The organism is Vreelandella sp. F11 (assembly GCF_042466685.1).
GTDB lineage: Bacteria > Pseudomonadota > Gammaproteobacteria > Pseudomonadales > Halomonadaceae > Vreelandella.
In genome coordinates, this window is sequence record NZ_CP170448.1 from 3,329,661 (window position 1) to 3,355,085 (window position 25,425).

Sequence of the window (25,425 nt, forward strand, 5' to 3'; positions counted from 1 at the left end):
ATCTTTTGCGATATTTCAACGTTTGCTTACTCAAACGCTACTTGACAGGGAGCCGGGAGAAACATGAAACGCCTTTTCGCTCTGGCATGGTGCACATAAGCAGCTTCAAGTTGGTGCACAAAGCGATTTCCACTTTAGTTAAACGCCTTAGTTGAGATAGCGGCTGCAAAAAAGTAAAAGTGGAACGATACTTGCGAAACGTTCGGTTATTCCCTAACCCAGCCGACAAACCGGTTGATAACGGTTCCTTAGAGGGTGGCCCATGACCATTCGCGTTGCCTTGTACCATCGTACGACCTATCACTTTGACCGTCCGGTGCGTCTTTCGCCCCACGTTATTCGGCTGCGGCCAGCCCCCCACTGCCGCACCCATATCGAGGCGTACTCGCTTAAACTCTCCGGCGATGACCACTTTTTAAACTGGCAACAGGATCCGTTTGGCAACTTCAATGCCCGCGTAGTGTTCCCTGAACCACGCAAAGAGCTAACCATTGCCGTCGAACTCATCGCCCCAATGACGGTAATCAACCCGTTCGACTTCTTTCTGGACGACATTGCGCAAAAGATTCCGTTTGATTATCCGGAAGCGCTGCGCCAGGAACTAAGCCCCTACCTTGAAATCACCGAGTCAGGGCCACGGCTAATGGAGTGGCTAAAAGCCGTTCCCCGTGAACCGACCACCACCGTCGATTTCCTGGTCGCGCTTAATCAGCGCCTCCAGGACGACATCGGTTATCTGGTACGCCTGGAACCCGGTGTTCAGAGCTGCGAAGAGACGCTGACACTCGCCAGCGGCTCCTGCCGCGACAGCGCTTGGCTGCTGGTGCAGATTTTCCGCCATTTGGGCCTCGCCGCACGCTTTGTCTCGGGCTACCTCATTCAGCTCAAACCCGATGTCAAAGCGTTGGATGGCCCCAGCGGCAGCGAGGTGGACTTCACTGACCTGCACGCCTGGACAGAAGTTTTCCTGCCCGGCGCTGGCTGGGTAGGTCTCGACCCCACTTCAGGGCTGTTCGCCGGCGAAGGCCACATTCCCCTCGCCGCCACGCCGACTACTGGCAGCGCCGCGGCTATCACCGGCTTTTCGGATAAGTGTGAAGTCACTTTCGATGTCACCATGGAAGTGGAGCGCATCCACGAAGACCCACGGGTCACCAAGCCCTATAGCGATGAGCAGTGGCAACGTATCTGCGCATTGGGTGACGAAGTAGATGCCGAGCTGCTGCACGAAGACGTGCGTCTTACCATGGGGGGCGAGCCCACCTTTGTGTCTATTGACGATATGGAGAGCCCGCAGTGGAATACCGAAGCGCTGGGTGAGCACAAGCGCGAGCGCGCAGAGGCGCTGCTCACCCGACTGCAAGCCGCCTATGCGCCCGGTAGCGCTATTCAACAACAGCAAGGCAAGTGGTACCCCGGCGAACCATTACCGCGCTGGGCGCTGGCCTGCTACTGGCGTAAAGATGGCGTGCCACTGTGGCGAGATCCAAAATGGCTGGCCTGCATGGAAGGTGCGCCCAAGGTAGACGCCGACAGTGCAATGGCACAACGCTTCACCAAGGCCCTTAGCGAACGCTTGGGCGTGGCCGAACGCTACTGGATTCCGGCGTTCGAAGATGCCTATTACTACCTCTGGAAAGAGCAGTCACTGCCGGTCAATATTGACCCACGGGAAGCCAATCTCAAAGATGACGCCGAACGTCATCGGCTAGCCCGCTTGTTGGAGCAAGGCCTGGATGAAGTGGTGGGCTACTCCCTGCCGCTGCGCCACTCGATTAGCCAAGCCCACCGCTGGGAGAGCGGCCGCTGGCCGCTCAAGCGTGAACACCTCTTCCTAGTACCCGGTGACTCGCCTATGGGCTTGCGTTTACCGCTTTCGGCGCTGCCTTGGGCGGATCCTGAAGAGCAACCGCAGCCTGAATCGCTATTCGCGCCGCGCCCTGAACTGGGCGATATTCACGGCGAAGTTGCTCGCCGTAACGCCGAACAACACCACCTCAGCGATGCCGAACGTTTGGGTCGAACCAGCCACCCAAGCCCATCACACCCCGAGGGCGAAGCCGTTCAACAGCAGCCAAGGGCCGATAGCGACCGGGAGAGTGGCGTTATTCATACCAGCCTCTGCGTGGAGCACCGCGATGGCCGCCTGCATATTTTTCTGCCGCCGCTGACCAGCCTGGAGCACTACCTCGACCTGATTAGCACCATTGAGGAGTGCGCCAAAGCGCTCGCTTGCCCGGTCATGGTAGAGGGCTACTCGCCGCCCCGGGATCCGCGCCTGGAGAACTTTATGATCACCCCCGACCCAGGCGTGATCGAAGTGAATATTATGCCTGCCGCCAGTTGGCAAACCCTGGTCGCGCAAACCGAAAGGCTATATGAAGAAGCGAGGAAAACCCGACTGGGCACCGAGAAATTTATGCTCGATGGCCGCCATACCGGTACCGGCGGCGGCAACCATGTCACCCTGGGCGGGTTGACGCCTGAGGACTCACCGTTTTTGCGCCGCCCAGATCTGCTCGCCAGCCTGGTCACCTACTGGCAGCACCACCCCAGCCTCTCTTACCTGTTTTCAGGTCTGTTTATTGGCCCCACCAGCCAGGCGCCGCGGGTGGATGAAGCGCGTCATGAAGCGCTTTACGAATTGGAAATCGCCCTTCAACAAATGCCCCAAGGCGAGGTGGTACAGCCCTGGCTGGTGGATCGTCTATTACGCCACCTGCTGACGGACTTAACCGGCAATACCCACCGCGCCGAGTTCTGTATCGACAAACTCTACTCGCCGGATAGCGACAGCGGTCGCCTCGGTTTATTGGAGCTACGCGGTTTTGAGATGCCACCCCACGCCCGCATGGGATTGATGCAGATGCTGCTGATTCGCGCATTGGTAGCACGCTGCTGGAAAACGCCCTACCGGGCCAAGCCGGTGCGTTGGGGTAGCGCACTGCAGGATCGCTGGATGCTGCCTCACTATCTGTGGAGCGACCTTGACGACGTACTGGGCGACTTGCGTCATCACGGGTTCGATTTTGATCTGGAGTGGTTCGCCCCCTTCCTGGAGTTCCGTTTTCCACTCCACGGACGCTTGCACACGCCTATGTTGGATATTGAACTGCGCCAGGCGATCGAACCCTGGCATGTACTGGGCGAAGAAGCCTCGGCTGGCGGCACTGCCCGCTATGTGGACTCCTCGGTGGAGCGCCTGGAAGTTAAAGTCAGCGGCATGAGCGGTGACCGTTATGTGGTGACCTGCAACGGACGTCGGGTGCCCCTTTCCGCTACTGGGAGAAACGGCGAAGCAGTGGCCGGCGTACGCTACCGCGCCTGGCAGCCACCGTCTGCGCTGCATCCGCAAATCCCCATTCATGCGCCGCTGGTGTTTGATGTCATCGACACCTGGAACCAGCGCTCTGTGGCGGGTTGCACCTATTACGTGGTGCACCCCACAGGGCGCAATTTCGATACTTTCCCGGTCAATGCGTTTGAAGCCGAAGCGCGCCGACTGGGGCGTTTTAGTGACAGCGGTCATCGCCATGGTCATCAGGTACCCAAGCTGGAAACGCCCAGTCTGGAACTGCCGCAAACCCTCGATCTGCGCTGGACGCCGAGTTAAAGTTTTTTAACAAAGCTAAGGCTTTTCTCTTAACGCCCGGTACAGGATAATCCGCCCCTTACCCATCAGGATTACAAGGATAATGACGGCCCCTGTCTCTACCTCACTTCTCGCGCCCGTGGCTCACGGGCTCGTTGAGGATTACTTACACCAGCTAGGCAAGGGACAGCCCGGCACGTTTGACGCCATGCTCGATGGCCAGGGGCAGTTACGCCCCGGTTGGCAGAGCTTATTGGACTCTCTGGAAGGCATGGGCTCCACGGGGCGCTTGCAGCAGCATGAAGAAATACAGCGTTTGCTGGCAGAAAACGGCGTTATTTTTAATATGCACGATGAAACCCAGGGGCGTTCATGGCGGCTTGACCCGCTACCCTGGGTGATTGATGAAGCACAGTGGCATGCATTAGAAGCAGGGCTAATCCAGCGCAGTCGTCTGCTGAGCGCCCTCTACGACGATATCTATGGGCCCAAAACGCTCTTTGATGCGGGGCTATTACCCAGCCAAGCGTTACTTGCATCACCGCACTTGCTGTTGCCTTGCCACCAGTCACTACCCAATGACCGCGCAGCGATCAACTTCCACGGTGTGGATGTCATTGTGGATACAAAAGGCCAGTGGCGGGTGATGGCAGATCGCCTACAGGCCCCATCAGGCACCGGTTTTGCGCTTGAAAACCGCATACTGATGGCCCGCGCGCTGCCGGATATGTATCGCAATGCGCCGTTAAAGCGGCTTGCCGGGTTTCTTGACCTCCACCACCGCACGCTGACCGCCATGGCCTATCAGCACCGCGATAACCCTACACTTATCTTGCTAACGCCGGGGCCAGGGAGTCCACGCTATTTTGAGCACGCCTATTTGGCCAACTACCTCAATATTGCCCTGGTAGAGGGTCAGGATTTGGTGGTACGTGACACCCAGGTATGGCTGCGCACCCTGGGGGGCTTGCAGCCGGTGGATGTGGTACTGCGCCACTGCGACGACGCTTACTGCGACCCATTAGAGCTGCGGGGGGACTCCCAGTTGGGCGTCCCCGGGCTACTCCAGGCCATGCGCGCTGGCGGCGTGGCGCTATCCAACGCCTTGGGGGTAGGCATTCTGGAAGCGCCAGTGCTGGCAGACTACTTACCGATGCTGTGCGAGCACCTGCTAGGTGAGGCCCTGCTACTGCCCAACGCTGATGCCACGACTCAGCCAGCCACCGCGCCGGTGTTTGATAGCCACCTACAGCGCCTGGAGCCCACCAGGCTCAACCTACGCTGCTTTGTGACACGCACACCGGGCAGCGCGACGGCTAAAAACAGTGCCACTGCCATAAGCCGCCCAGTCAGCGAATACCAGGTAATGCCCGGTGGTTTAGCCTGGGTTGGCGAGCCTGGTTTGCCGTCACTCAGCAGTACCATCGTTAAAGATGTTTGGGTGACGGCCTCCTCTCCCCAGCCCCATGTTAGCCAGCTCCGCCAAGCCCGCGGCCCGGTGGTGGCCACCCGCGACGGCATAGACCTACCCAGTCGAGTAGCCGAAAGCCTATTCTGGCTCGGCCGTTACGGCGAACGGTTAGACACCCGTGCGCGACTGCTACGTGAAGCGTTGCTCAGGCTGATGGAGTACGACCAGGATGCGATCGCCGATCAGTTGCTTGATGAACTCCTGCTAGCGCTCGATATCACCACCCTAAACGAAGAGGACGAACAGCGGCTAAAGGCACCACTCATTGGCTTTGAGCTAAAGCGCACCGCGCTGCTGGCCCAGTTTGACGACGTAGATCCCCAAGCCTTGCAACCGCTTTTCGCACAGTTATTGCGCAACGCACGCAGCGTGCGCGACCACTTGGGCGACGACTCCTGGCGATTGGTGCATCAACTGCGCCAGCGCATGGCGACCTTTAACCCCAGCTTAGGAGCCAGCGCTGCGCGACGCGCCTGCGAAGAGCTTTCTTCCCAGCTAGCCGCCTTCTTTGGCTTATGTAACGAAACCATGCCCCATCATTATGGCTGGCGGTTTATGGATATTGGCCGCTTCCTGGATCGCGTACTGGGGCTGCTTTCGCTGCTCAAGCTGACCCTCAATGCGCCCCACTCGCCGGGGTTGGCACTGTGGGAAGTCGTGCTCGCCACCACCGATAACTTTACCGCCTATCGCCGCCGCTACCGCAGCGAGCTACACCCTACGGCGATTCTCGACTTACTGCTGTTCGATGAAACCAATCCCCGCTCGGTGGGCTATATGCTCAAGCGCATTGAGCGGCAGATGGATCGCCTGCCCGGCAGTTCATCCCCCTACCGGAACGCTGAACGGCGACTGCTGATTCAAGCCAATGCGGCGCTGCACCTGGCCGACATTGACCGCTTAAGCCACTTGGCCGATACGTCAGAGGCACAAGATGCCTTAGCGCAACTGCTAGATGCCCTGATTGAGCCCTTAAGCGCGCTTTCTGAAGCCATCAGCCAGAGTCATTTCAGCCACGTGGAGCGGCCGCGCCAGTTAGTCAGTATGGAGCCCGATGCATGAACTACACGTTGCGCCATACCACCCGTTACCACTACAGCGCCCCGGTGACCCTGTGCCATAGCGAAGCGCGGATGCTACCCCGCAAAACGCCACATCAGCAGTGCGGTGCTTCAGAGCTGCAGATCAGCCCAGCGCCACAGGTGCAGATGGAGCGCCGCGACGTATTTGGCAATCGAGTGCTCTATTTCGCCATGGAGGAGGTTCATAAAACGCTGGATGTCACCGTGATAACGCCACTAAGCACGCAACCCTTATCAGCGTTGCCGCATGCTTCCTCAGCGTGGGAAAACGTTGCTCAGCAGCTTAGCCAGACCAATAGCTTTGACCTTCAGCTCTACCGCCTCGACTCCCCGTTTATTCGCCGTAACGATGAATTAGCGACCTTTGCTCACAGCTGCTTCACCCCAGGCAGACCAATCGTTGAAGCGGCACTGGCGCTTAATCAACTGATTCATCAAACCTTTGAGTATGACCCTAGCTTTACCACACTGGCGACGCCGCTAAGCGAGGTGCTCACCAACCGGCGCGGCGTGTGTCAGGACTTCGCCCACCTGGCCATTGGTGCGCTGCGCTCGGTAGGCCTCGTCGCCCGCTATGTCAGCGGCTACCTGGAAACACAGCCGCCGCCAGGGCAGCCACGCCTAATAGGCGCAGATGCTTCCCATGCCTGGCTGGCGACCTGGATTCCCGAATGGGGCTGGCTGGCCCTCGACCCTACCAACGGCACCGTGGCTGGCGAGCAGCATCCGGTGCTGGCCTGGGGTCGAGATTATGCCGATGTTGCACCGCTCAAAGGTGTTATGAACGGCGGCGGCGAGCATCGATTGGAGGTCGAAGTCGATGTGATGCCTTTAGCTAGCTAATGCAAACAGCCCCCACCTAAGGTATAACAGCAGTACGGTTAGCAGGTTCAAGGAAGACTCGATGCGGCATGGTGTGAGCGGTCAAAATGCTAAATATATGCCTCACCTGGTTTCCCGGTGCCTACTCTTAGGCTGTTTTTTAGTATTACTGTTTGGCGCTATTGAGCAATTTCACCAACCCCATTTCCCGGCATTTCATCAGGCCGATGAAGATCTGCAAAGCCATCCAACCCAGTACAGTGTTACTTCGCTTCCCGCTAAACTACGTATTAGAAATGAAACAACCAAGTGGCTGGAAGATGAAGCTGTAGCGGAGAGTTTAGCTCTACCAATCAATGATGAGCTATTTCCAGGCGCTATTAACACACTACCGCCAGTAATTCTGTATCACGCAGTGATAGCCAGAGTAGCCTTCCGCTGCTCCCACTCCTGCCGCACTACTCTCCCCCCGACCCGAGCTCCACCTCACATCAAATCCGTTATTTAACGATTGCTTAATGGTTGCTGGCAGCACAAAAATTAACTGCCAGTACATGTTGTAGGTACCGTTTAAAAGGGCTCTCCGTTTATGTTTCCCGTTGATCATCTCATTCTACTTGCTGCGATTTTAATATTAGTGGGCATTGTTTCCAGCAAGCTCTCTGCACGTCTTGGTTTGCCAGTGTTGGTACTATTTTTAGTGATCGGCATGCTAGCCGGTGAGAGTGGCATTGGCGGTATTGCCTTCGACAACCCAGCAGGCGCCCATGCGCTAGGTACCCTGGCGCTGGCGATGATCCTGTTCGATGGCGGGCTACAAACCCCCACTGCCTCGATTAAAAAAGTCTGGAAACCTGCTTCTCTACTCGCCACGTTAGGGGTATTGATTACCGCCCTTATTACCGGTTTAGCCGCTGCCTATATTTTAGGTTTGCCACTTTTAGAGGGTTTCTTACTAGGCGCCATTGTAGGCTCAACAGACGCTGCAGCAGTGTTTTCGTTACTGCGCAATGCTGGCATACATATTAATAAAAAGCTTAAGTCGACCTTGGAGATTGAGAGCGCCTCGAACGACCCGATGGCTATTTTTTTGACGGTCGGCCTGCTGGAAGTGCTGGTTAACAACATGCAGCCAGGCACGGGATTACTGAAGCTTTTTATACTACAGATGGGTCTGGGTGGATTAGTGGGGTTAGGGGTTGGCTGGGTATCAGTAAAACTCATCAACCGCATCCACCTGGTCGCCTCGGGGCTTTACCCGGTCATGGTCGCTGCTTGCGGCTTTCTCTCCTTCGGCATCTCAGCCAACCTGGGCGGCAGCGGGTTCCTGGCCATTTTCTTAACCGGGGTATTTATTGGCAACCATCGCATTGCTTTTCAACGCAGCACTTTCTTGTTTCATGATGGGCTCGCCTGGTTAAGCCAAATCGTCATGTTTGTGGTACTCGGCTTACTGATTAACCCCGTGTCACTGCTGGATGTATGGCTGGAAGGTTTATTAATTGCGGCAGTGCTTATTTTAATTGCACGCCCCATTGCAGTCTTCCCTATCATGAAGCTGTTTGGTTTTAATGCTCGTGAAACCAGTTTAGTCGCCTGGGTGGGTTTACGCGGTTCAGTGCCCATCATCCTGGCTATTTTTCCACTGATGTTTGGCCTGGAAGGAGCAGAGTTAATCTTTAACGTGGTGTTTTTCGTGGTACTGATTTCAGCAACGATCCAAGGTACCACTCTACCTATCGTGGCACGTAAATTAAGATTGACCGAGATGCCCCCCGCAGTACCTGCCGCAAGTCTTGAAATTACCGCGCTGGAGGAGGTGGATGCCGACATTGTGGAGTACACTTTGAGTGATCACCCACGAGCTGCAGGCCGACGGCTCTCACAAATGGCACTGCCCGACACCACGGTGGTCGCCATGATTACCCGGGGTAAAGATGTGATTCCCCCACGAGGCTCAACAGAGCTAATGGCGGGCGACCACTTATTTGTGGTGCTGCGGCCAGAAACGCGACCCTTTATAGACTGCGTCTTTTCAGATGCCATTGGCGTGGTGAGTGAAGAGCTTCCCGACCAGGAATTAAAGCTAAAAGGCAGCACAAAAATAGATGATTTACGCCACTCCTATGGCTTGTTCATCAAGGAGCAGAATGGGCAAATGACGCTGGATACACTACTGCGCAACAATTTATCTAAACAGCCCGAAGTAGGCGATTCAATGCAAATAGAGGGCATCTCGTTAGCAGTACTGGAAACACTCGGCGGTCGTATCACCACGGTAGGCTTAACGGTTCAGGAACCCTCATTAACGGCTGCCAGGGCTTAGGGTCTGTTGACGTTTCGCGCACGGCCACAATGAAACGCCAACAGCCTCTCACGAGGCTAAGAAACACCCTTATTATTAAGCATGTTGCTACGCTGAGGCCGTCTCATAGGCGGCCTTGAGACGATAAAACTCTTCCACAATGGCGGCCATTTCATCGGCGTCATAATCACAAAGACCGCTCACCACGAGCTTTTTAGAACCAACGCCAACCGCTTCACCCGCAGACTCAATCGAGAACTCCAGCAGCGCATCGGCGCGTTTACCGTGAACCTCTAGCGAAGAGTGGTTCAGCGTCAAACCAGGCGAAAAGCCATCCAAGCGCTCGAGTGAAAACCCCATGCTATCGTAGATCACCAATGGGCGTTTAGGGTTAAACATCACCCCGTGCTCTTCCATCAGTGGCTTGAGATAGTGTGGAAAATTCTTGCCTGAAAACGCCACATAGCAACGCGCAAAGGCTTCCACTACCGCAGGGTCGTGGGTAATGTCGCCACTACGCACCACCTGCAAGTAACATTTACCGCTCTCATCGCAGATGTGAAGAGTGCCGTCGTCTGCTTCGCTAAACTTTAGCGGCGTGTCAGCGCCCACCATGTTGGTGAAACGAAATTCCATTTGCCGCGACAACCCAAACTTTGTGAGTATCAGCACAAACAGTAGATCACCGGGTACACAAAAACGGCGTGCATCCGGATTATGAATAGGGTTGTAGTCACCAGCCACGCCTTTAGCAAAGCGACTGGCCTGCTCTGCAGAGATCACTACATACTCTCCGCGCTGCGCGTAAAAATCCTTGAACATGGCGTTTGTTGCCTGCCTAGCGTTGAAATCGAAAACCCGTCACTGCCCAACGTCGCGCATAATGCCACAAAATACGCCCCAACAGGAGTTATCTGCTAGGGAAGCCACTATGTCAGACGCGAACACTCGTAAAAATCGCCTACCTCGCCTGCTGCTGAGGGTATTGATCGGCCTACTTTTTATCATCCTTGTTTGGGTGGCAGGCAGCTATTGGCTGCTTAATAGCCAGTGGTTGCCAGCGCGCCTTTCACAGTTTGAGGGCATCGATATCCGCTGGGAGCAGGGCGTTAGCCGACACCCTGGCCGCTGGGAAGTCGAGGGGCTCTATCTGGCTCGTGAAGATGAAGCACTGCCCATCTCGATTGAGGCCGAAAACGCCACTCTTTCGCTCTCGCTACTGGCCCTATTGCGCGGCGAGCTGCATATCGAGGCACTCGATGCAAAGGGTATTCGCCGCCTGACCGTAGGTGACATTGCGCTTGAAGCTGACGGCCAGTTGCAGGTGGCAGAGACGACGCTAAGCCGTGACACCCTCGCGATCCCAAACGTTTCCCTCGCCATCACTAATGGTCGTTTAGTTCGCCTAAGGGATCAAGCGACCCTGGTAAGCGCTATCAATCTTAACGCTGAGGCGACGCTCAAAACGATAACCCCTGTCAATGCCCGCAGCGTCGAGCTGAACCCCAACCTGCTGGCAGCGCTCTCCGCACAGCTACAGTTGGATGCCCAGGCGGATGCCTGGGATGTCTTTATGCCCTACCTGGACGCCCTCCCCTGGTTAACCCTGGAGGGCCGCGGGGCGCTGACGGGAACACTAGAGCTCCTCGCTGGCAAGTTACAAGCCGGTAGCGACGTTACCCTGAACGCCCCCTTGCTGCGTTTAGCCATTGATGAGCAGCGTTTACGCGCACCCACTGACACACCAAACTGGCTCATTGCCGACGATCCACCACCACGCCACACAGCCACCGGCCAAGGCCAGGTTCGTTTGGCCGTTGAGAGTGATCAACTGCATTTTTCGACCCAGCTCAACGATGTAACGCTTGCTGACACTCATCCTTACGCCGAGAATGCCGACCTCCATTTAGCGTCCCAAATTTCCAACCAGCGCCTGGATCAGCTTGAACTACCCACGACAGCGACACTGGCGTTAAAGGGCGATATCACGCGCTTGAATATGCTTGATCGCTTCCTCGCTTTTGATAACGAAGCGTCTGGCACGGGATCTCCCGTTAGCCCAGTTAACAATGAAGGTAACATCCACCTTTCCGGTCATGGTCAAATTCAGGCCCATGCCAGCATTCGCGACTCACGCCCCCATGATGCCAAGTTGACGATTCAAGCGCCAGAACTGGCAGCCGATACACTTGGCTTCATTGCCCGCGGCAGCGGCTCACTTAACGCCCAACTGACGCCGCAGGAGATCATAGAGGCAACGCTTAGCTTTGCCGATGCCACGCTGCACCACCAGGAGCGGTTGCTGCTTGACGAAGCCGACATCAACATCGTCGCCACCAGCCCCATTGACCCGCAAAAAGTGCGTGAAGAGGCATCGGCAACGCTGCGTTGGCAATCCGCACGCCTGCCAAATATTAATGCGTTACAAACCTATCTAGGTGCCCTTTTACCCGACCCGGCACCGCTGCAGCTGCTAAGCGGGCAAGCCGCGAGCCATGGCCGACTCGATATCACCGCCGAGCAGCTCAGCGGTGAGGTGAATGTAGCCGGAGAGCGGCTTACTACTCGCTGGCAGAGCGAAGAGCAAGTCGGCACGCTAACCAGTGATATGCAGCTTTTTATGCCTATTCGACAGGCGGCAATGGATGGCTCGACCTTGAATATCAGCGGCACCCGATTGGCTTGGCAGGTAGCCGACATTGACCGTCCAAGTGAGCGCTTGGCGAGTGTACTGGTATTAACCGATGGCCTTTTTCAACGCCGTGGTAACGCACCGAGCGGGCAGTTTTCGCTGGAAGGCAGCGTACAACAACTGGGCTTTTTGAATGCTTTCCTGCCTGAGGCTCATGGTTTGACGATTACCGGCGAAGGCCAGCTCTTCGCCCAGGGGGCCTTTCGCGATAACCGCTTGCTGGCCCCCACCCGGCTAAGGGTTAACGCCGACCAGCTAGAGGTCTCGTTTTTAGATTATCTCGCCACCGGGCGCGGTGAACTCACCGCCCAATTGGATAGCGCCGAGCAAGCACAGCTCTCACTGGGCATCCCCCGCTTCGCGTTAAGACGCCAAGACGACAACAGCCCCCACCTGGAGGGTCGCCACTTTGCCCTCACCACGCAAACTGAGCGCTTTAGCGATGTGCTTGAATCTCCCCAGCCGGAGCACTTCACCACCCGAATCGCGCTGCCAATTACCGAAGTGCCCGACTTCACCCGCTACAACCGCTACCTGCCCGAAAACGCGGGTATCAGGTTGTTGGACGGGCAAGCCAGCCTGGAGAGCGAGTGGCTGCTGGAAGGCTTAAACGCCCAGGGCGAAATCACCCTGCGCGCCTTTGGCGCAGAGTTAGCGGTGCTGGATCAGCGGCTACGCGGCGACTTGCACCTTTATCTAGCGCTAACCGAGGGAGACCTGAAAACACGTCGCTTTACCGCCAATGATTCTGTATTACGCCTGGAGAATGTTAGTCGCCAGAGTGAAAACGGTTCGTCGGATGCCGGTTGGTGGGTAACGCTTTCCATGCTGGATGCGCAGTTGGCGTGGCAAGACCCTATTCGTCTCGCCAGCCAGCTCCGCCTTGAGATGCGCGATACCGGATTACTCGCCCGGCTGTTCCTCGCCCGAGCAAGGGAGAGCGACTGGCTAGGACGACTGCTGAATGTTCACGATATCGAGGGCACGGCACAACTAGCAATCAGCGGCGAGCAAATTAGCCTGAGTGACCTAACACTCACCGGCGGCCCACTGTTGCTCCTTTCGGATGTCACGCTGGCCGAGCGCAGTGCCAATGGCGCGCTCTATGCCCGCCTTGGCATGCTTGGGTTAGGGGTAGAGCTTAACGACAGCGAGCCAACCTTGCGGGTTATTCAACCACGCCGCTGGTTTGACCGCTGGCGTGAAGCAAACCGCTCCCAAGGCCCTAATAATTAGACGTTAATGAGTAGACCTTAGCGTTTTTTGCGCTCACGGCGAATCATCCTTACTCGCTCTTTAGCCTTTTGCGGGGTAGAGAGCGGCGCTGACGCCTCGTCATGGTTTTTAGGCGGTACTGTGACCCAGGCAAACACCGGCAATGCCAGGCGCCAATGAATAGCCGCCAAACGCAGCCCAAGGGTGACGCTGAGTGAGGCGGCAATGGTCAGCGTTAACGGCGCCGCCAGCGCATGTAGCGCTACGTAGACGATTCCCCCCACCATCGCAGCGGTCGCATAAATCTCTTCGCGCAGCACCATGGGCACCCGCTGGGCCAGCACATCACGAATCATGCCACCGGCCACACCGGTCATCATGCCCATTAACACCGCCACTGTGCCAGAGGTACCCAGCAGCAGTGCTTTATGAGTGCCAATCACCGTAAACAACGCTAACCCAAACGCATCGGCAAACGGTAAAAAGCCCCGCGACAGGCGATGGATATAGTGAAACCCCATCAACGAAACGCCCACCGTCGCTAAAATCACCCAAAGGTAGGCTGGATCCGTCACCCAAAAAACCGGTCTTACGCCTAGCACTAAATCCCGTAGCGTCCCTCCACCAATGCCCGTAACGGCTGCCAGCACCAGCATGCCTATCGGATCCATGCGTGACCGGCACGCCAAAATCACACCCGAAAGTGCGAACACGATGACACCCGCCATATCCAGCCAGTAAACAACGCCCGACACGCCCCTCTCCTTTAATACTCGCTATCGTTAAAGGCAGGCAGGATAGCACTCCCGATGCCACTGTTAGGTACAAAATCGTTCATTTTTTAATCAGTTTCTCGCCGTTTTGTAAGAGATTGCCTACAAGGCTTGTAAGACATTGCCGACAGATAGCTTCTAGGGGTTGCCGTATATAACTAGGTCGCTATCCTAAGCGTTTCTCATTTGTCATGGCGACGTCTGACGATTATTCCAGGAGGGGGCATGGCGCTCAGTACCGGTTTGCAATTCACCCTAACGCTACCCGGCGTTGACGACATTGCAGTCATCGACTTCACCCACCGCGAAGCGCTCTCCCAGCCCTTTGAACTGGCGCTCAACCTGGCCAGCCGCGATGGCAACCTGGATGCTGCCGAGCTGCTGGATCGTGAAGCCACCCTCACCATCTGGCAGGACGGCGAACCGCTGCGTCGGTTAAGTGGCGTGGTGAGTGAGTTTGGCCGGGGCGACCGTGGCCACCGCCGCACCTTCTATACCTTAGTAATGCGCCCCGCGCTCTGGCGACTCTCTTTGCGCCACAACTCACGCATCTTCCAGAAAGTCGACCCGCTGACCATCATCAATACCCTGTGCGACGAGCGCGGTATTACCGATGTAGCCTTTGCCGTGAACCGCGAACTGCCCGAGCGCGAGTACTGCGTGCAATACCGCGAGACCGATCTGGCCTTCATTGAACGCCTGGCCGCCGAAGAGGGGCTTTTCTACTTCCACGAATTCGAGGAGAGCGCTCACCGGCTGGTGTTTGCCGATGACCCGCAGGTGCTCACTAATCTGGGCGCGCGCAGCTACCACAGCCGCGATGGTGGCACGGCCCCCAACCGCCATGTTCGCAAACTCAGCCACACGGCAAGAGTGGCCGCGGCTACCGCCACGCTAAAAGACTACACCTTTAAAAAGCCTGCTTACGCACAACTACATGAACACCTGGGTCGCGATGTAGAAGACCATGGGCAGCAAGTCGATTACGAACACTACGACTATCCTGGCCGTTATAAACAGGACGCCTCGGGAAAACCGTTTACCCGTATTCGCTTGGAACAGCTGCGCCGCGAAGCGATCATCGCCAGTGCCGAAAGCGACCTTCCCGAACTCACCCCCGGCCTGCGTTTCACCCTGACCGATCACGATACCGACCGCCTCAACCGCGACTGGCAGGCCATTGAGGTGAAGCACTACGGCGAGCAACCCCAAGCCCTGGAAGAAGACGGGATCACTCAAGGCGATGCAGCTGGAATGACCCGTTACCACAACCAGGTCACGCTGATTCCCGGCGACACCCCCTGGCGCGCAACGCCTAATCCCAAGCCCCGCGTCGATGGGCCCCAAGTCGCCTTTGTGGTAGGGCCAGAAGGCGAAGAGATTCACTGCGACGAGCATGGTCGGGTCAAAGTACAGTTCCCCTGGGATCGCTACGCTGAACCTAATGACACCGCCAGTTGCTGGGTACGGGCCGCCCAGGGCTGGGCAGGCGGTGGCTACGGCAGTATCGCCATTCCGCGCATCGGCCATGAAGTGATTATCTCATTTCTGGAAGGCGACCCGGATCAGCCCTTGGTCACCGGGCGTACTTATCACGCAGTGAATACCGCCCCCTACCCACTGCCGGAACACAAAACCCGCACCGTCATCCGCACTCAGAGCCACAAGGGCGAAGGCTTCAACGAACTACGCTTTGAAGACCAAGCGGGCGAAGAGCAGATCTGGCTCCACGCCCAGAAAGACTTAGAACTGCTTACTCTTAACGATCGTATTGAAGAGATCCGCAACGACAGCTTCTTGAAGGTCAATAACGACCGTATCAGCGAAGTCGATAACGACGACCATCACACGGTTCACGGCAACCGTTTTGAACACACCGAAGGTCAGCAGCATTTCAGTGTGGATGGCACGCTGCATATCAGCGCAGGCCAGGCATGGCTAAGTGAAAGTGGCCGCGAGCTGCACATCAAAGCAGGTCATAAAGTGGTGCTGGAAGCCGGTAACGAACTCACCCTGAACGCTGGCGGCAGTTTTCTCAAACTGGACGGAGGCGGCGTCACCATGGTCGGCCCCAAGGTACGCGTCAACGCAGGCGGCAGCCCCGGTAACGGCAGCGGCCAAGCGGTGGAAAGCCCACTGCTGCCAGGGCATGCGGTGGCAGAGGTGCATGAAGCGATACCGCCAACATCGCTGCCAAAGCTGAAGGATTACCAACTAAGTGAAGCGGCCATCATGCCGCTCTGCGGCAAGATCAGTAATACCCAATGCTCGCGCGAGGATTGCCCATGTCTGGCTGGTTAAACCAACTAGCAGAACGGTGCCGTCCGGTGGATAACCTATCTGAGATGGAAAAGGGGCAACGCGGATTTGTGGTACTTGACCAGCGCCGGTCGCCTGAGCAATGCAGGCCTTTTCTGGATATACCTGGCAAACACGATTTCATCACGCTCTTTGCCGGTACGGCTTTATCGTCGTTAAACGATGCCAGCCCGTGGTTGTTTGAGTTAGATACAGACAGTGAAGCATGGCGATACGCACAATCGCTTTGCCAACAGCGCTTAGGGTGGGTCTTCCAGCCACAGGCCGATCAATCCCTGCAAAGCAGTGCTGACCATTTGCGGCCACTGTTTGTGATGGATGACCCGCACGGCGGTAAATCATTGGTCAATTTTCAACAGCCTGCGGCCTGGATCGCACTGCTCGCCAGCGCCCCCGCAAGCATTTACTCACACTGGTTACCCCCCCTGCATCAAGTGGCAACCCCCACACCTCAGGGCCAGTGGTTGGTGTGGCAGGCCAATGTGCCCTCCTCTTCAACACCAGAGCGTTGGCAGCTTAGCGCCGAGATGGAAACGGCGTTGAACGAAAGCCAACAGGCGTGGTGGTTGAGCCGAATGACGAAGACACCGCTAGCTTCCTTACCCAATGCTTGGTTGGCACGGATGAAAACAGCGATGCAGGCAGGAATCAGCCGCTCGGATCATTTAAAGCGGCTATTGCCCATTATTACGGACGAAGGCGAAAGGCTGCATATTCAGATAGACGACATTCTGAACACGCCCCTTTCTTCACGCCAAAAAGTACAGCAGTTGGAGCGCCTGTTATGAGTACTGAGCAAACCTCAGAGCGCCATCTTGACCCGATGGTGGTCAACATCTTTGAGCCACCGGAATCTGACGGCGAAAGCGCCGGGAAAAGCGCAGCGCACGTCTGCAAAGAGCAATGCTGGGCCGATATTCTGTATCTGCCAGGAACGCATACGTTCTGGTTGCTGACGGAAGAGGTCTCAGACATCTTGCTGGAAGCCGCAGAACAGCTTAAGGCGTGGACACAAGAAGAGGATGCCACCGCGCGACTTCGGGTACTCAACGAAGAAGCCGGACTAATGGAGTGCCTACTGCCGACCCGGGCCGAAAACTTCCTCGACGACAGCGAAAGAGCACGTTATCAGTCGTGTTTCGAACAACTAGTTGAAATTACCTCTGTTGACCAAGAGAGCTTGGAAGATCGCATTGCACGCCAACGCTCTTTGCTATGGCAATTCACGACGCCCGCGTTATTGGATCACTTAGCGCGACATTTCAGTGACCCCAGCGCTGTGCGTCTGGAAGACGAACTGCGTGACCTTTACCGAGCGGGCCTAAATCGCGCGCAGGAAGCGGGCTATAGTATCGAAGGTGAAAACTACTATGGCCCCTGGGAAACAGAAATCGAGCAGGCGTTGGAAACCTACCGTTCGTGCCGGGCCTTGGCTCAGCGCGAGTATCACTTCAACCCTGGAAGCGAAGGAGTAGCCACTCCCTTCTCGCTGCAAGAGGTGCTCACCGAGTATCAAACCTTCATCGGTTTGTGCGAATCCATGCCGCCTGACGAGGCAGCGCAGCAATGTAACTTTGTGGGCCACGTCCAGCAGCTCTCTGAGCAGCAGGAAAGCAAGTATAGCGACTATCTGGAGAGTATCCTCACCCTTGCTTCGCTCGGTATCGCCACCCCCGAACTGGCACTATCGGCAGCCAATGTCGAAACAGAGTCGCTGGACGAGGGTGTCAGTGCCTTCGACACTTACTGCAAAGTGCTCAAGCAAAGCGTCGAGTTACACCAGGCGGTCGAGGAAAAACTCAGCGAATGGGAAAGCGGCACCGCCGGCAATACCAAGCTGCCTATCTTTTTGTTCGAACAAGAACGGCAACATTATGAAAGCCTCCAAGTGACGCTAAGCGATCTGTTTACACAGGCCGATGACGCCGTCAGCAAGATGGAGCCTGGTCGCGTCCTTATCTGGCATACCGATATAGAAGACGACCGCCATGCTATGGGCTACCAGAAGCGCAAGATCGAGCTGCTGGTGCGCCGTGATTTCCCATTACGCGAGTTCAGCTCACCCCAGGCAGACCAGTCGCTCAGTCACCTCAGCCTTTATCAGTTGATGCCCGCCATGACCCAAACCGAGCGGCAACGGCTGGATAATGCCATGGGCGCGGACGGGGTATTGCCTGCAAAGTTATGGGAGGCGCCTGAAAGCGCGCTCTCCCAATGGCTGCAAGGGCGTGGCTGTGAGCCAATAGAGCATCGTTTCGACTGGCATGAAGAGCCGTTGGGTTTTTTCCAGCCTGAAAGCTTCTTCGCCTACCTTGAGGAGCAGGGGCATGAAGTTGACTCTCTCGACGGCGCCAGTAAAGAACAGTGGGGAGCCGCGCTGCAGAAAATTCTGTTCACTGGCCCGAGCCGTGAACGGCTTCGCTTGTTCGACGCCAGCGCTCAGGCCCAGATGATGCGACTGGTCGGCATGGCCAGGTTTGATCTCAACGAACCGCGCAGTGACGGCGACCGCGATACCCCCTGGGATGTCGTCGCCCAGCAACCCACACTGACGTTCTTAGACGGCGAACTGGAAATGAGCAGTGGCGGAAGTAACGGGCTGAAGACCACACGGCGCGACGAGCTTGCCATCAAGCGGCCTTCCAATGGTATGTGGCAACTCGATGATAGTGATTCAAACAAGAGTTCTGCCGAGGCCACCTATCGCTGGGAGGCCAAGGGCACCTTTAGCCTGGCGCGGGGGGAGCTGCCACTGGGGCGACTAGTCCTGCCGCGAGAAGAGCAGGCTCAGCAGGTGGTCGCTACTCTCTCCGAGGTTGATGAACAGCGCGCATTAGGCCGCTACGTCTTAGTCGTGGACGCCGTTGCCAAAGGGTTTGCGGGTGCCAGCCTGGCACTGGCGGCCGAGACAGGCATCTCCCTTGGCGAGGAAGGCCTCAGCGTGAGCGGTGTCGATTGGGCAAAACGGGAAGCCGAAGGTGCAACCATCGAGGCCTTTGCCGGTGCCCGGCTGAGTATCGAAACCCGCTGCGCATTAAGCTGGGAGCCACCCGCTAACCTGGAACGCATCCTCCCCAACCGGGCGGCGCGCTCCGAGATGAACATGCAGCGCGCCAGTCAGTCACTGACGGGGTGGCGCAAACTTGGCACCGCCACTCTTGCGATGGAAGTGGCTGAAGGCTTAGGGGGAAGGCTTGGCTTAGCACTGGGCATGCAGAACGGCAAGTTCGTGTTACGTATGGCCGCACGCGTCGTTATTGGCAAGGGGGCTGGCGGCAGTTTTTCCGTCGAACTGGATATCGACAGCCTAGATTTGTGGCTAGTGATGCTCCATCGCGCCATGGTGGATAACGACTACGTCCAACCCGACTGGATTGATGATGATGCCTACCAAAGCATGGGCCGACTGGGCTATCTCGCCACCACCACCTTGCTAAACGTAGGGCTACTCGCGGCCCGTGGGCAAGCGGGTATCGAACGACTGTATAGCGCCATGACAGGTGGGCAGAATGCAGGGCCAATTGCTTATGTGATTGCCAACGATCCCAGACAAGACAAAATGCGTGACTGGGTACAGCAGTTAACACCCGAAGCGCTGGGAGCTTTGCTTTACCTTCTGATTAGCAACCCGCAAGAATTTGAAATAGAAGTCCCCGGTAGGGGGAGAAGCGAAGGCAAAGTCGAGCCGTTTAATCACCAGGAGGCGTTGGACTTCCAGCAAATCGCCATTGCCAACTGCCTGGGTTGGATTGTCGAGGGTGTCACGATCGGTGTTTATGGGACGCTGTGTCGCTTTAGCAGAGAATCCCCCACGCCATCACAGTATCTGTTTGCCAAAGCGCTTATTTGTATGAGCGAGACCGGCCAGCCATGGCATGACGACCCGAGCCATGCCTACCAACGCCGTAAACGTGACTTGGAGGGATTTATGGCGCGGATTTCTGGCACGGGCAACGAAGATGCAATGTTTGCGAAGCGCGACTATCGTCGGTATGTCGGAGGGCTTGCAACGGAAGTGTGTGCTACTACAGAAAGCCGCTAAATAAGGAATAAAATTATGCGATCAAACTTACTGGTCACACTGGCAGGACTGACACTCGCGGTGCTGTTGTCGCCTTTTGCCTTGGCGCTTGACGAAGAGGTTCAGGCTGCAAAAGACGATGGCATGCGACTGTGGGGCATCCACCAGTGGGAAAAGATGCAACCCCCACTTGAGGTCGCAGCAGAGAGCGGTGATGTCGAGGCGATGTATTACCTGGGTGAAGCGAATCGGCTCCTCAGCCGAGGGCTTTCACAAGCCGCGTTGGACTGGTATTACCAAGCCGCACAACACGGTGACCCCCACGCAATGCTGCGCTTGTTTGATGGTGGCGCCTGCGAGCTGGGGGACGTCTGCCCGGAAAACGGTGACGACTGGCCCCAGGCAGCATTGGAACTCACCCTGCCCAAGGCCGAAGCAGGCGACCCCGAAGCCATGGCCGCGCTTTACGATATTTATTACTACGTTAAAGAGCCCGATGAAGATGAGGCAATGAAGTGGCTACGGCGTGCCGCTGAGGCGGGCCATGTGGAGTCCATGCATTTGCTGGGTGAGAGAGCCCGCAACGACGATGAAGGTTACGCCAACGATACCGAGCGTTTGGAAGCCGCTGAGGTGTGGTTTCGAAAAGCAGCAGAGGGAGGTTATGCCCCCTCTATGAATGATCTTGCGGTAGTTTTGAGTCATCTAGGTCATCACGAAGAAGCTTGGGAGTGGATGAGCAAGGCTTCAGAAGCAGGACATATTAATGGCAGGCAATGGCAAGCATCCTGTTATATCGAGCCTGAAGCCAAAGGGCGTGAAATGTGTCAAACACAAAAGGATCCTGCTAAAGGTTGGGCCATTATGCTGGCTAGGAACGAAGAAGTGCCCGGCACGTCTTCAGAGCGAGCGTTACGAGTCTATCGGGACAGCATCACTCCGGAACAACGCGAAGAAGGCGAGCGTATGATGGAAGAGTGGCTAAACCGTGAGCCGCCGCTATCCTATTTTCCCAAAAAGTTTGGTTACTGATTTTGTTACTAAAACGATCAACCATTCTGGCTATGCTAGTAAGTCTAACGCTTACAGCGCTCATGCTACCTTCAGTCTGGGCGCTGGACGATGAGGCTCAAGCCGCCAAAGATGAAGGCATGCGACTCTACGGTATTCGAAAAGCCGATTCAGCGATTCCTTATTTAGAACAAGCGGCTGAAGCGGGTGATGTGGAGGCGATGTATTACCTGGGTGAGGCGAACCGTCGATTGGTTATGGGTGGCATGAATCAAGCCGCGTTGGACTGGTATTACCAAGCCGCACAAAACGGCGACCCTCACGCCATGCTGCGCCTGTTTGATGGCGGTGCCTGCGAGCTGGGGGATGTCTGTCCGAAAAACGGCGACGACTGGCCCCAGGAAGCCTTAGAGCTCACGCTGCCCAAAGCCGAAGCAGGCGACCCCGAGGCCATGGCCGCGCTTTACGATATTTATTACTACGTTGAAGACCCTGATGAAGACGAAGCAATGAAGTGGCTACGGCGCGCCGCCGAGGCGGGCCATGTGGAATCCATGAATTGGCTCGGCGAGATAGCCCGTAACGACGAAGAGGGTTATGCCAACGATACTGAACGCTTGGAGGCCGCCGAGCCATGGTTCCGTGAAGCCGCAGAGGCGGGCTATGCCCCGGCTATGAACAATCTCTCAGTAGTTCTGGATCAGTTGGAGCGTCATGAGGAAGCTTGGCAGTGGATGATTAATGCATCTGAGGCTGGTCATATCAATGGCCGGTTATGGCAAGCATCCTGCTACTTCCAACCTGAGGAAGAAGATAATGAAATTTGCCAAACGGAAAAGGATCCTGCCAAAGGATGGGCTCTTCTTCTTGCGCTAAAAGAAGAAGTGCCAGGAAGCACTTCTGAAAATGCACTCACATATTATGGTTACGGCGAAAACATCACTCCTGAACAACGCCAAGAGGGCGAAGAAATGATGGACGAGTGGCTAAACCGTGAGCCGCCGCTCTCCTACTTCCCCGATAAATTTGGCCCCTAATGTTGTTGCCGAATCGATCAACCATCCTGGCAACGCTAGCAGGGCTAACGCTTACAGCGCTCATGCTGCCTTCCGCCTGGGCGCTGGACGACGAAGCTCAGGTCGCTAAAGATGAAGGTATGCGCTTATATAATGCTCATCAACGCTCTCTTAGCACGCCCTATTTAGAGAAAGCAGCAGAAGCGGGTGATGTGGAGGCGATGTATTACTTAGGCGAAGTGAATCGTTTACGGCATATGGGGATGAATCAAGCCGCCCTGGACTGGTACTACCAGGCCGCCCAGCACGGTGACCCCCACGCTATGCTGCGCCTGTTTGATGGTGGTGCCTGCGAGTTGGGGGACGTCTGCCCGCAGAACGGCGACGACTGGCCACAGGCAGCGTTGGAAATCACCCTACCCAAAGCCGAAGCGGGTGACCTCGAGTCCATGGCGGCCTTGTACGACATCTATTTCTACGTTGAAGACCCCGATGAAGATGAAGCGATGAAGTGGCTACGGCGTGCCGCCGAGGCAGGCAACGTGGAATCCATGAACTTGCTCGGAGAGATAGCCCGCAACGACGAAGAGGGTTACGCCAACGATACGGAACGCTTGGAGGCCGCCGAGCCGTGGTTCCGTGAGGCTGCGGAGGCGGGCTATGCTCCAGCCATGAATAATATAGCGGCAGTGCTAAGTAACTTAGAACGGTATGAAGAAGCTAGGGAGTGGAGAGTTAAATCTTCTGAAGCCGGTCATATAAACGGCCGTCGCTGGATTGCAGCTTGCAATATCGTGCCAACCCTCAGAGATTTTAAAGATTTATGCCGAGGTGCTCTAGAGCCGGATCCCGCACTGGGATGGGCAATACTCTTAGCAATTAAAGAGGAAGTACCCGGTAGTTATCCCGATCAAAATCTGAATATTTATAGGGAGCACGTTACCTCTGAGCAACGCGAAGAAGGCGAGCAAATGTTGGATGAGTGGCTAAATCTAGAGCCGCCGCTTTCCTATTTCCCTGAGAAGTTTGGCCCCTGATGTTGTTACCAAAAAGATCGAAGCTGCCTTTCACGCTGGCTTGCCTAACGCTAACGACACTGTTGTCGTCTTCAGTCTGGGCACTGGATGAAGAGGCACAAGCCGCAAAAGACGAAGGCATGCGGCTGTGGGATATTCACCAATGGGAAAAGATGCAGCCTCCGCTTGAAATGGCGGCTGAGGCTGGTGACATGGAAGCAATGTATTATTTGGGCGAAGCGAATAGACTCCTTAGTCGCGGGCTTTCACAAGCCGCGTTGGACTGGTATTACCAAGCCGCCCAACACGGCGAACCCTACGCTATGTTGCGCCTGTTTGATGGCAGTGCCTGCGAACTGGGGGATGTCTGCCCGGAAGATGGCGACGATTGGCCCCAGGAGGCCTTGGAGTTAACGCTACCTAAAGCTGAGGCAGGCGATGCCGAGGCCATGGCCGCGCTTTATGATATTTATTACTACGTTAAAGAGCCCGATGAAGACGAAGCAATGAAGTGGCTACGGCGCGCCGCCGAGGCGGGCCATTTGGAATCCATGAACTTGCTCGGCAAGATAGCCCGTAACGACGAAGAGGGTTACGCTAACGATACCGAGCGCCTCGAAGCCGCTGAGGTATGGTTTCGCAAGGCGGCGGAGGCAGGCTATGCCCCCTCTATGAATAACCTCGCCTCTGTATTGAATCATCTGGATCAGCCTGATGAGGCCTGGGAATGGATAACCAAGGCTTCTGAGGCAGGACATATGAATGGGCGTGGTTGGTTGGCCGCCTGTAACATTGAGCCCGAAGAGGCAGGCCGAGAGTTATGCCGTTCAGCGCCTGCCCCAGATCCAGCCAAAGGGTGGGCAATATTTCTTGCTATTCACGAAGAAGTCCCCGGCAGTTCATCTGAGAATGCTTTGCGTGCTTATCGCGATAGCGTTACCCCAGAACAGCGCGAAGAAGGCGAGCGTATGATGGACGAGTGGCTAAACCGTGAGCCGCCGCTTTCCTATTTTCCTGAGAAATTTGGCCCCTGATGTTGTTACCAAAACGATCAACCATCCTGGCAATGCTAGCAGGGCTAACGCTCACAGCGCTCATGCTGCCTTCCGCCTGGGCGCTGGACGATGAGACTCAGGCCGCTAAAGAGGAAGGCATGCGCCTATACAATGCTCATCAACGCTCTATTAGCACACCCTATTTAGAAAAAGCAGCAGAAGCGGGTGATGTCAAAGCGATGTACTACTTAGGCGAAGTAAATCGTTTGCGTCATATGGGGTTAAACCAAGAAGGACTTGAGTGGTATTACCAGGCCGCCCAAAACGGTGACCCCCACGCCATGCTGCGCCTGTTTGATGGTGGGGCCTGCGAGTTGGGTAACGTCTGCCCGGAAAATGGTGATGACTGGCCCCAGGCGGCATTGGAGCTCACGCTGCCCAAGGCCGAAGCAGGGGACCCCGACGCCATGGCCGCGCTGTACGATATTTATTACTACGTTGAAGAGCCCGATGAAGATGAAGCGATGAAGTGGCTACGGCGCGCCGCCGAGGCGGGCCATGTGGAGTCCATGCATTTGCTGGGTGAGATAGCCCGCAACGACGAAAAAGGTTACCCCAACGATATCGAGCGTTTGGAAGCCGCTGAGGTTTGGTTTCGACAGGCAGCAGAGGGAGGTTATGCCCCCTCTATGAATGATCTTGCCTCCGTTCTGAATCATCTGGATCAGCCAGCAGAGGCCTGGGAATGGATAACCAAGGCTTCTGAGGCGGGGCATATTAATGGGCGTGGTTGGTTGGCCGCCTGCAGCATTGAACCCGACGGAGAAGGGATGAACTTATGTCGTGCAGCTCCCGACCCAGAACCCGCTAAAGGATGGGCCATCTTACGAGCTATGAACGAGGAAGTCCCAGGTACATCTTCTGAGAGATTATTGAGAGTTTACGGAGAAAATGTAACTCCTGAACAACGCGAAAAGGGCGAAGAAATGAAGGACGAGTGGCTAAACCGTGAGCCGCCGCTCTCCTATTTTCCCAAAAAGTTTGGTTACTGATTTTGTTACCGAAACGACCAACGATCCTGGCAACGCTAGCAGG

15 protein-coding genes are annotated in these 25,425 nt (G+C 56.1%); 13 read left to right on the top strand and 2 right to left on the bottom strand.

Annotation, left to right across the window (positions count from 1 at the left end; all coding sequences use genetic code 11):
- Positions 1–262: 262 nt before the first annotated feature.
- From ACFIOZ_RS15285 to ACFIOZ_RS15300, 4 genes are all read left to right on the top strand, one after another.
- Positions 263–3,613: a DUF2126 domain-containing protein gene (locus tag ACFIOZ_RS15285; protein ID WP_386079369.1), complete on the top strand. Its 3,351-nt coding sequence runs from the start codon at positions 263–265 to the stop codon at positions 3,611–3,613.
- A gap of 82 nt (positions 3,614–3,695) precedes the next feature.
- Positions 3,696–6,125 carry a circularly permuted type 2 ATP-grasp protein gene (locus tag ACFIOZ_RS15290; protein WP_386079372.1) on the top strand — a complete coding sequence of 810 codons (2,430 nt, stop codon included), beginning with the start codon at positions 3,696–3,698 and terminating at the stop codon, positions 6,123–6,125.
- Positions 6,122–6,988: a transglutaminase family protein gene (locus ACFIOZ_RS15295; RefSeq protein WP_386079375.1), complete on the top strand. Its 867-nt coding sequence runs from the start codon at positions 6,122–6,124 to the stop codon at positions 6,986–6,988. The genes ACFIOZ_RS15290 and ACFIOZ_RS15295 overlap by 4 nt, the downstream gene beginning before the upstream one ends.
- Positions 6,989–7,556: 568 nt before the next feature.
- Positions 7,557–9,293: a potassium/proton antiporter gene (locus ACFIOZ_RS15300; RefSeq protein ID WP_386079378.1), complete on the top strand. Its 1,737-nt coding sequence runs from the start codon at positions 7,557–7,559 to the stop codon at positions 9,291–9,293.
- Positions 9,294–9,380: 87 nt separating this feature from the next.
- On the opposite strand, the gene ACFIOZ_RS15305 is transcribed toward ACFIOZ_RS15300, so the two are convergent.
- Entirely contained in the window at positions 9,381–10,094 is a 714-nt protein-coding gene (locus ACFIOZ_RS15305) for a DUF3581 family protein (protein WP_386079381.1), read from the bottom strand.
- 109 nt (positions 10,095–10,203) lie between these two features.
- Here ACFIOZ_RS15305 and ACFIOZ_RS15310 point away from each other — a divergent pair, with 109 nt between their 5' ends.
- Positions 10,204–13,200, top strand: a complete 2,997-nt coding sequence (locus tag ACFIOZ_RS15310; RefSeq protein WP_386079384.1) for a hypothetical protein — start codon at positions 10,204–10,206, stop codon at positions 13,198–13,200.
- A gap of 17 nt (positions 13,201–13,217) precedes the next feature.
- Here the strand turns inward: ACFIOZ_RS15310 and ACFIOZ_RS15315 are convergent, their stop codons facing one another.
- Positions 13,218–13,934, bottom strand: coding sequence for a trimeric intracellular cation channel family protein (locus ACFIOZ_RS15315; RefSeq protein WP_088699178.1), 717 nt, complete (start codon positions 13,932–13,934; stop codon positions 13,218–13,220).
- 243 nt (positions 13,935–14,177) lie between these two features.
- Here ACFIOZ_RS15315 and ACFIOZ_RS15320 point away from each other — a divergent pair, with 243 nt between their 5' ends.
- From ACFIOZ_RS15320 to ACFIOZ_RS15355, 8 genes are all read left to right on the top strand, one after another.
- On the top strand, positions 14,178–16,253 hold the full coding sequence (locus ACFIOZ_RS15320; RefSeq protein ID WP_386079387.1) for a type VI secretion system Vgr family protein: 2,076 nt from the start codon (positions 14,178–14,180) through the stop codon (positions 16,251–16,253).
- Positions 16,238–17,059 (top strand): DUF4123 domain-containing protein, encoded by an 822-nt coding sequence (locus ACFIOZ_RS15325; protein WP_386079389.1) that lies wholly within the window; start codon positions 16,238–16,240, stop codon positions 17,057–17,059. Before ACFIOZ_RS15320 ends, ACFIOZ_RS15325 begins: the two co-directional genes overlap by 16 nt.
- On the top strand, positions 17,056–20,313 hold the full coding sequence (locus tag ACFIOZ_RS15330) for a hypothetical protein (protein WP_386079392.1): 3,258 nt from the start codon (positions 17,056–17,058) through the stop codon (positions 20,311–20,313). Before ACFIOZ_RS15325 ends, ACFIOZ_RS15330 begins: the two co-directional genes overlap by 4 nt.
- A gap of 15 nt (positions 20,314–20,328) precedes the next feature.
- On the top strand, positions 20,329–21,324 hold the full coding sequence (locus ACFIOZ_RS15335; RefSeq protein WP_386079394.1) for a tetratricopeptide repeat protein: 996 nt from the start codon (positions 20,329–20,331) through the stop codon (positions 21,322–21,324).
- Between the two features lie 62 nt (positions 21,325–21,386).
- Positions 21,387–22,340 carry a tetratricopeptide repeat protein gene (locus ACFIOZ_RS15340; protein ID WP_386079397.1) on the top strand — a complete coding sequence of 318 codons (954 nt, stop codon included), beginning with the start codon at positions 21,387–21,389 and terminating at the stop codon, positions 22,338–22,340.
- On the top strand, positions 22,340–23,356 hold the full coding sequence (locus tag ACFIOZ_RS15345) for a tetratricopeptide repeat protein (protein ID WP_386079399.1): 1,017 nt from the start codon (positions 22,340–22,342) through the stop codon (positions 23,354–23,356). The genes ACFIOZ_RS15340 and ACFIOZ_RS15345 overlap by 1 nt, the downstream gene beginning before the upstream one ends.
- On the top strand, positions 23,356–24,369 hold the full coding sequence (locus ACFIOZ_RS15350; protein ID WP_386079401.1) for a tetratricopeptide repeat protein: 1,014 nt from the start codon (positions 23,356–23,358) through the stop codon (positions 24,367–24,369). Before ACFIOZ_RS15345 ends, ACFIOZ_RS15350 begins: the two co-directional genes overlap by 1 nt.
- Positions 24,369–25,382 (top strand): tetratricopeptide repeat protein, encoded by a 1,014-nt coding sequence (locus ACFIOZ_RS15355; RefSeq protein WP_386079403.1) that lies wholly within the window; start codon positions 24,369–24,371, stop codon positions 25,380–25,382. The genes ACFIOZ_RS15350 and ACFIOZ_RS15355 overlap by 1 nt, the downstream gene beginning before the upstream one ends.
- Positions 25,383–25,425 lie beyond the last annotated feature (43 nt).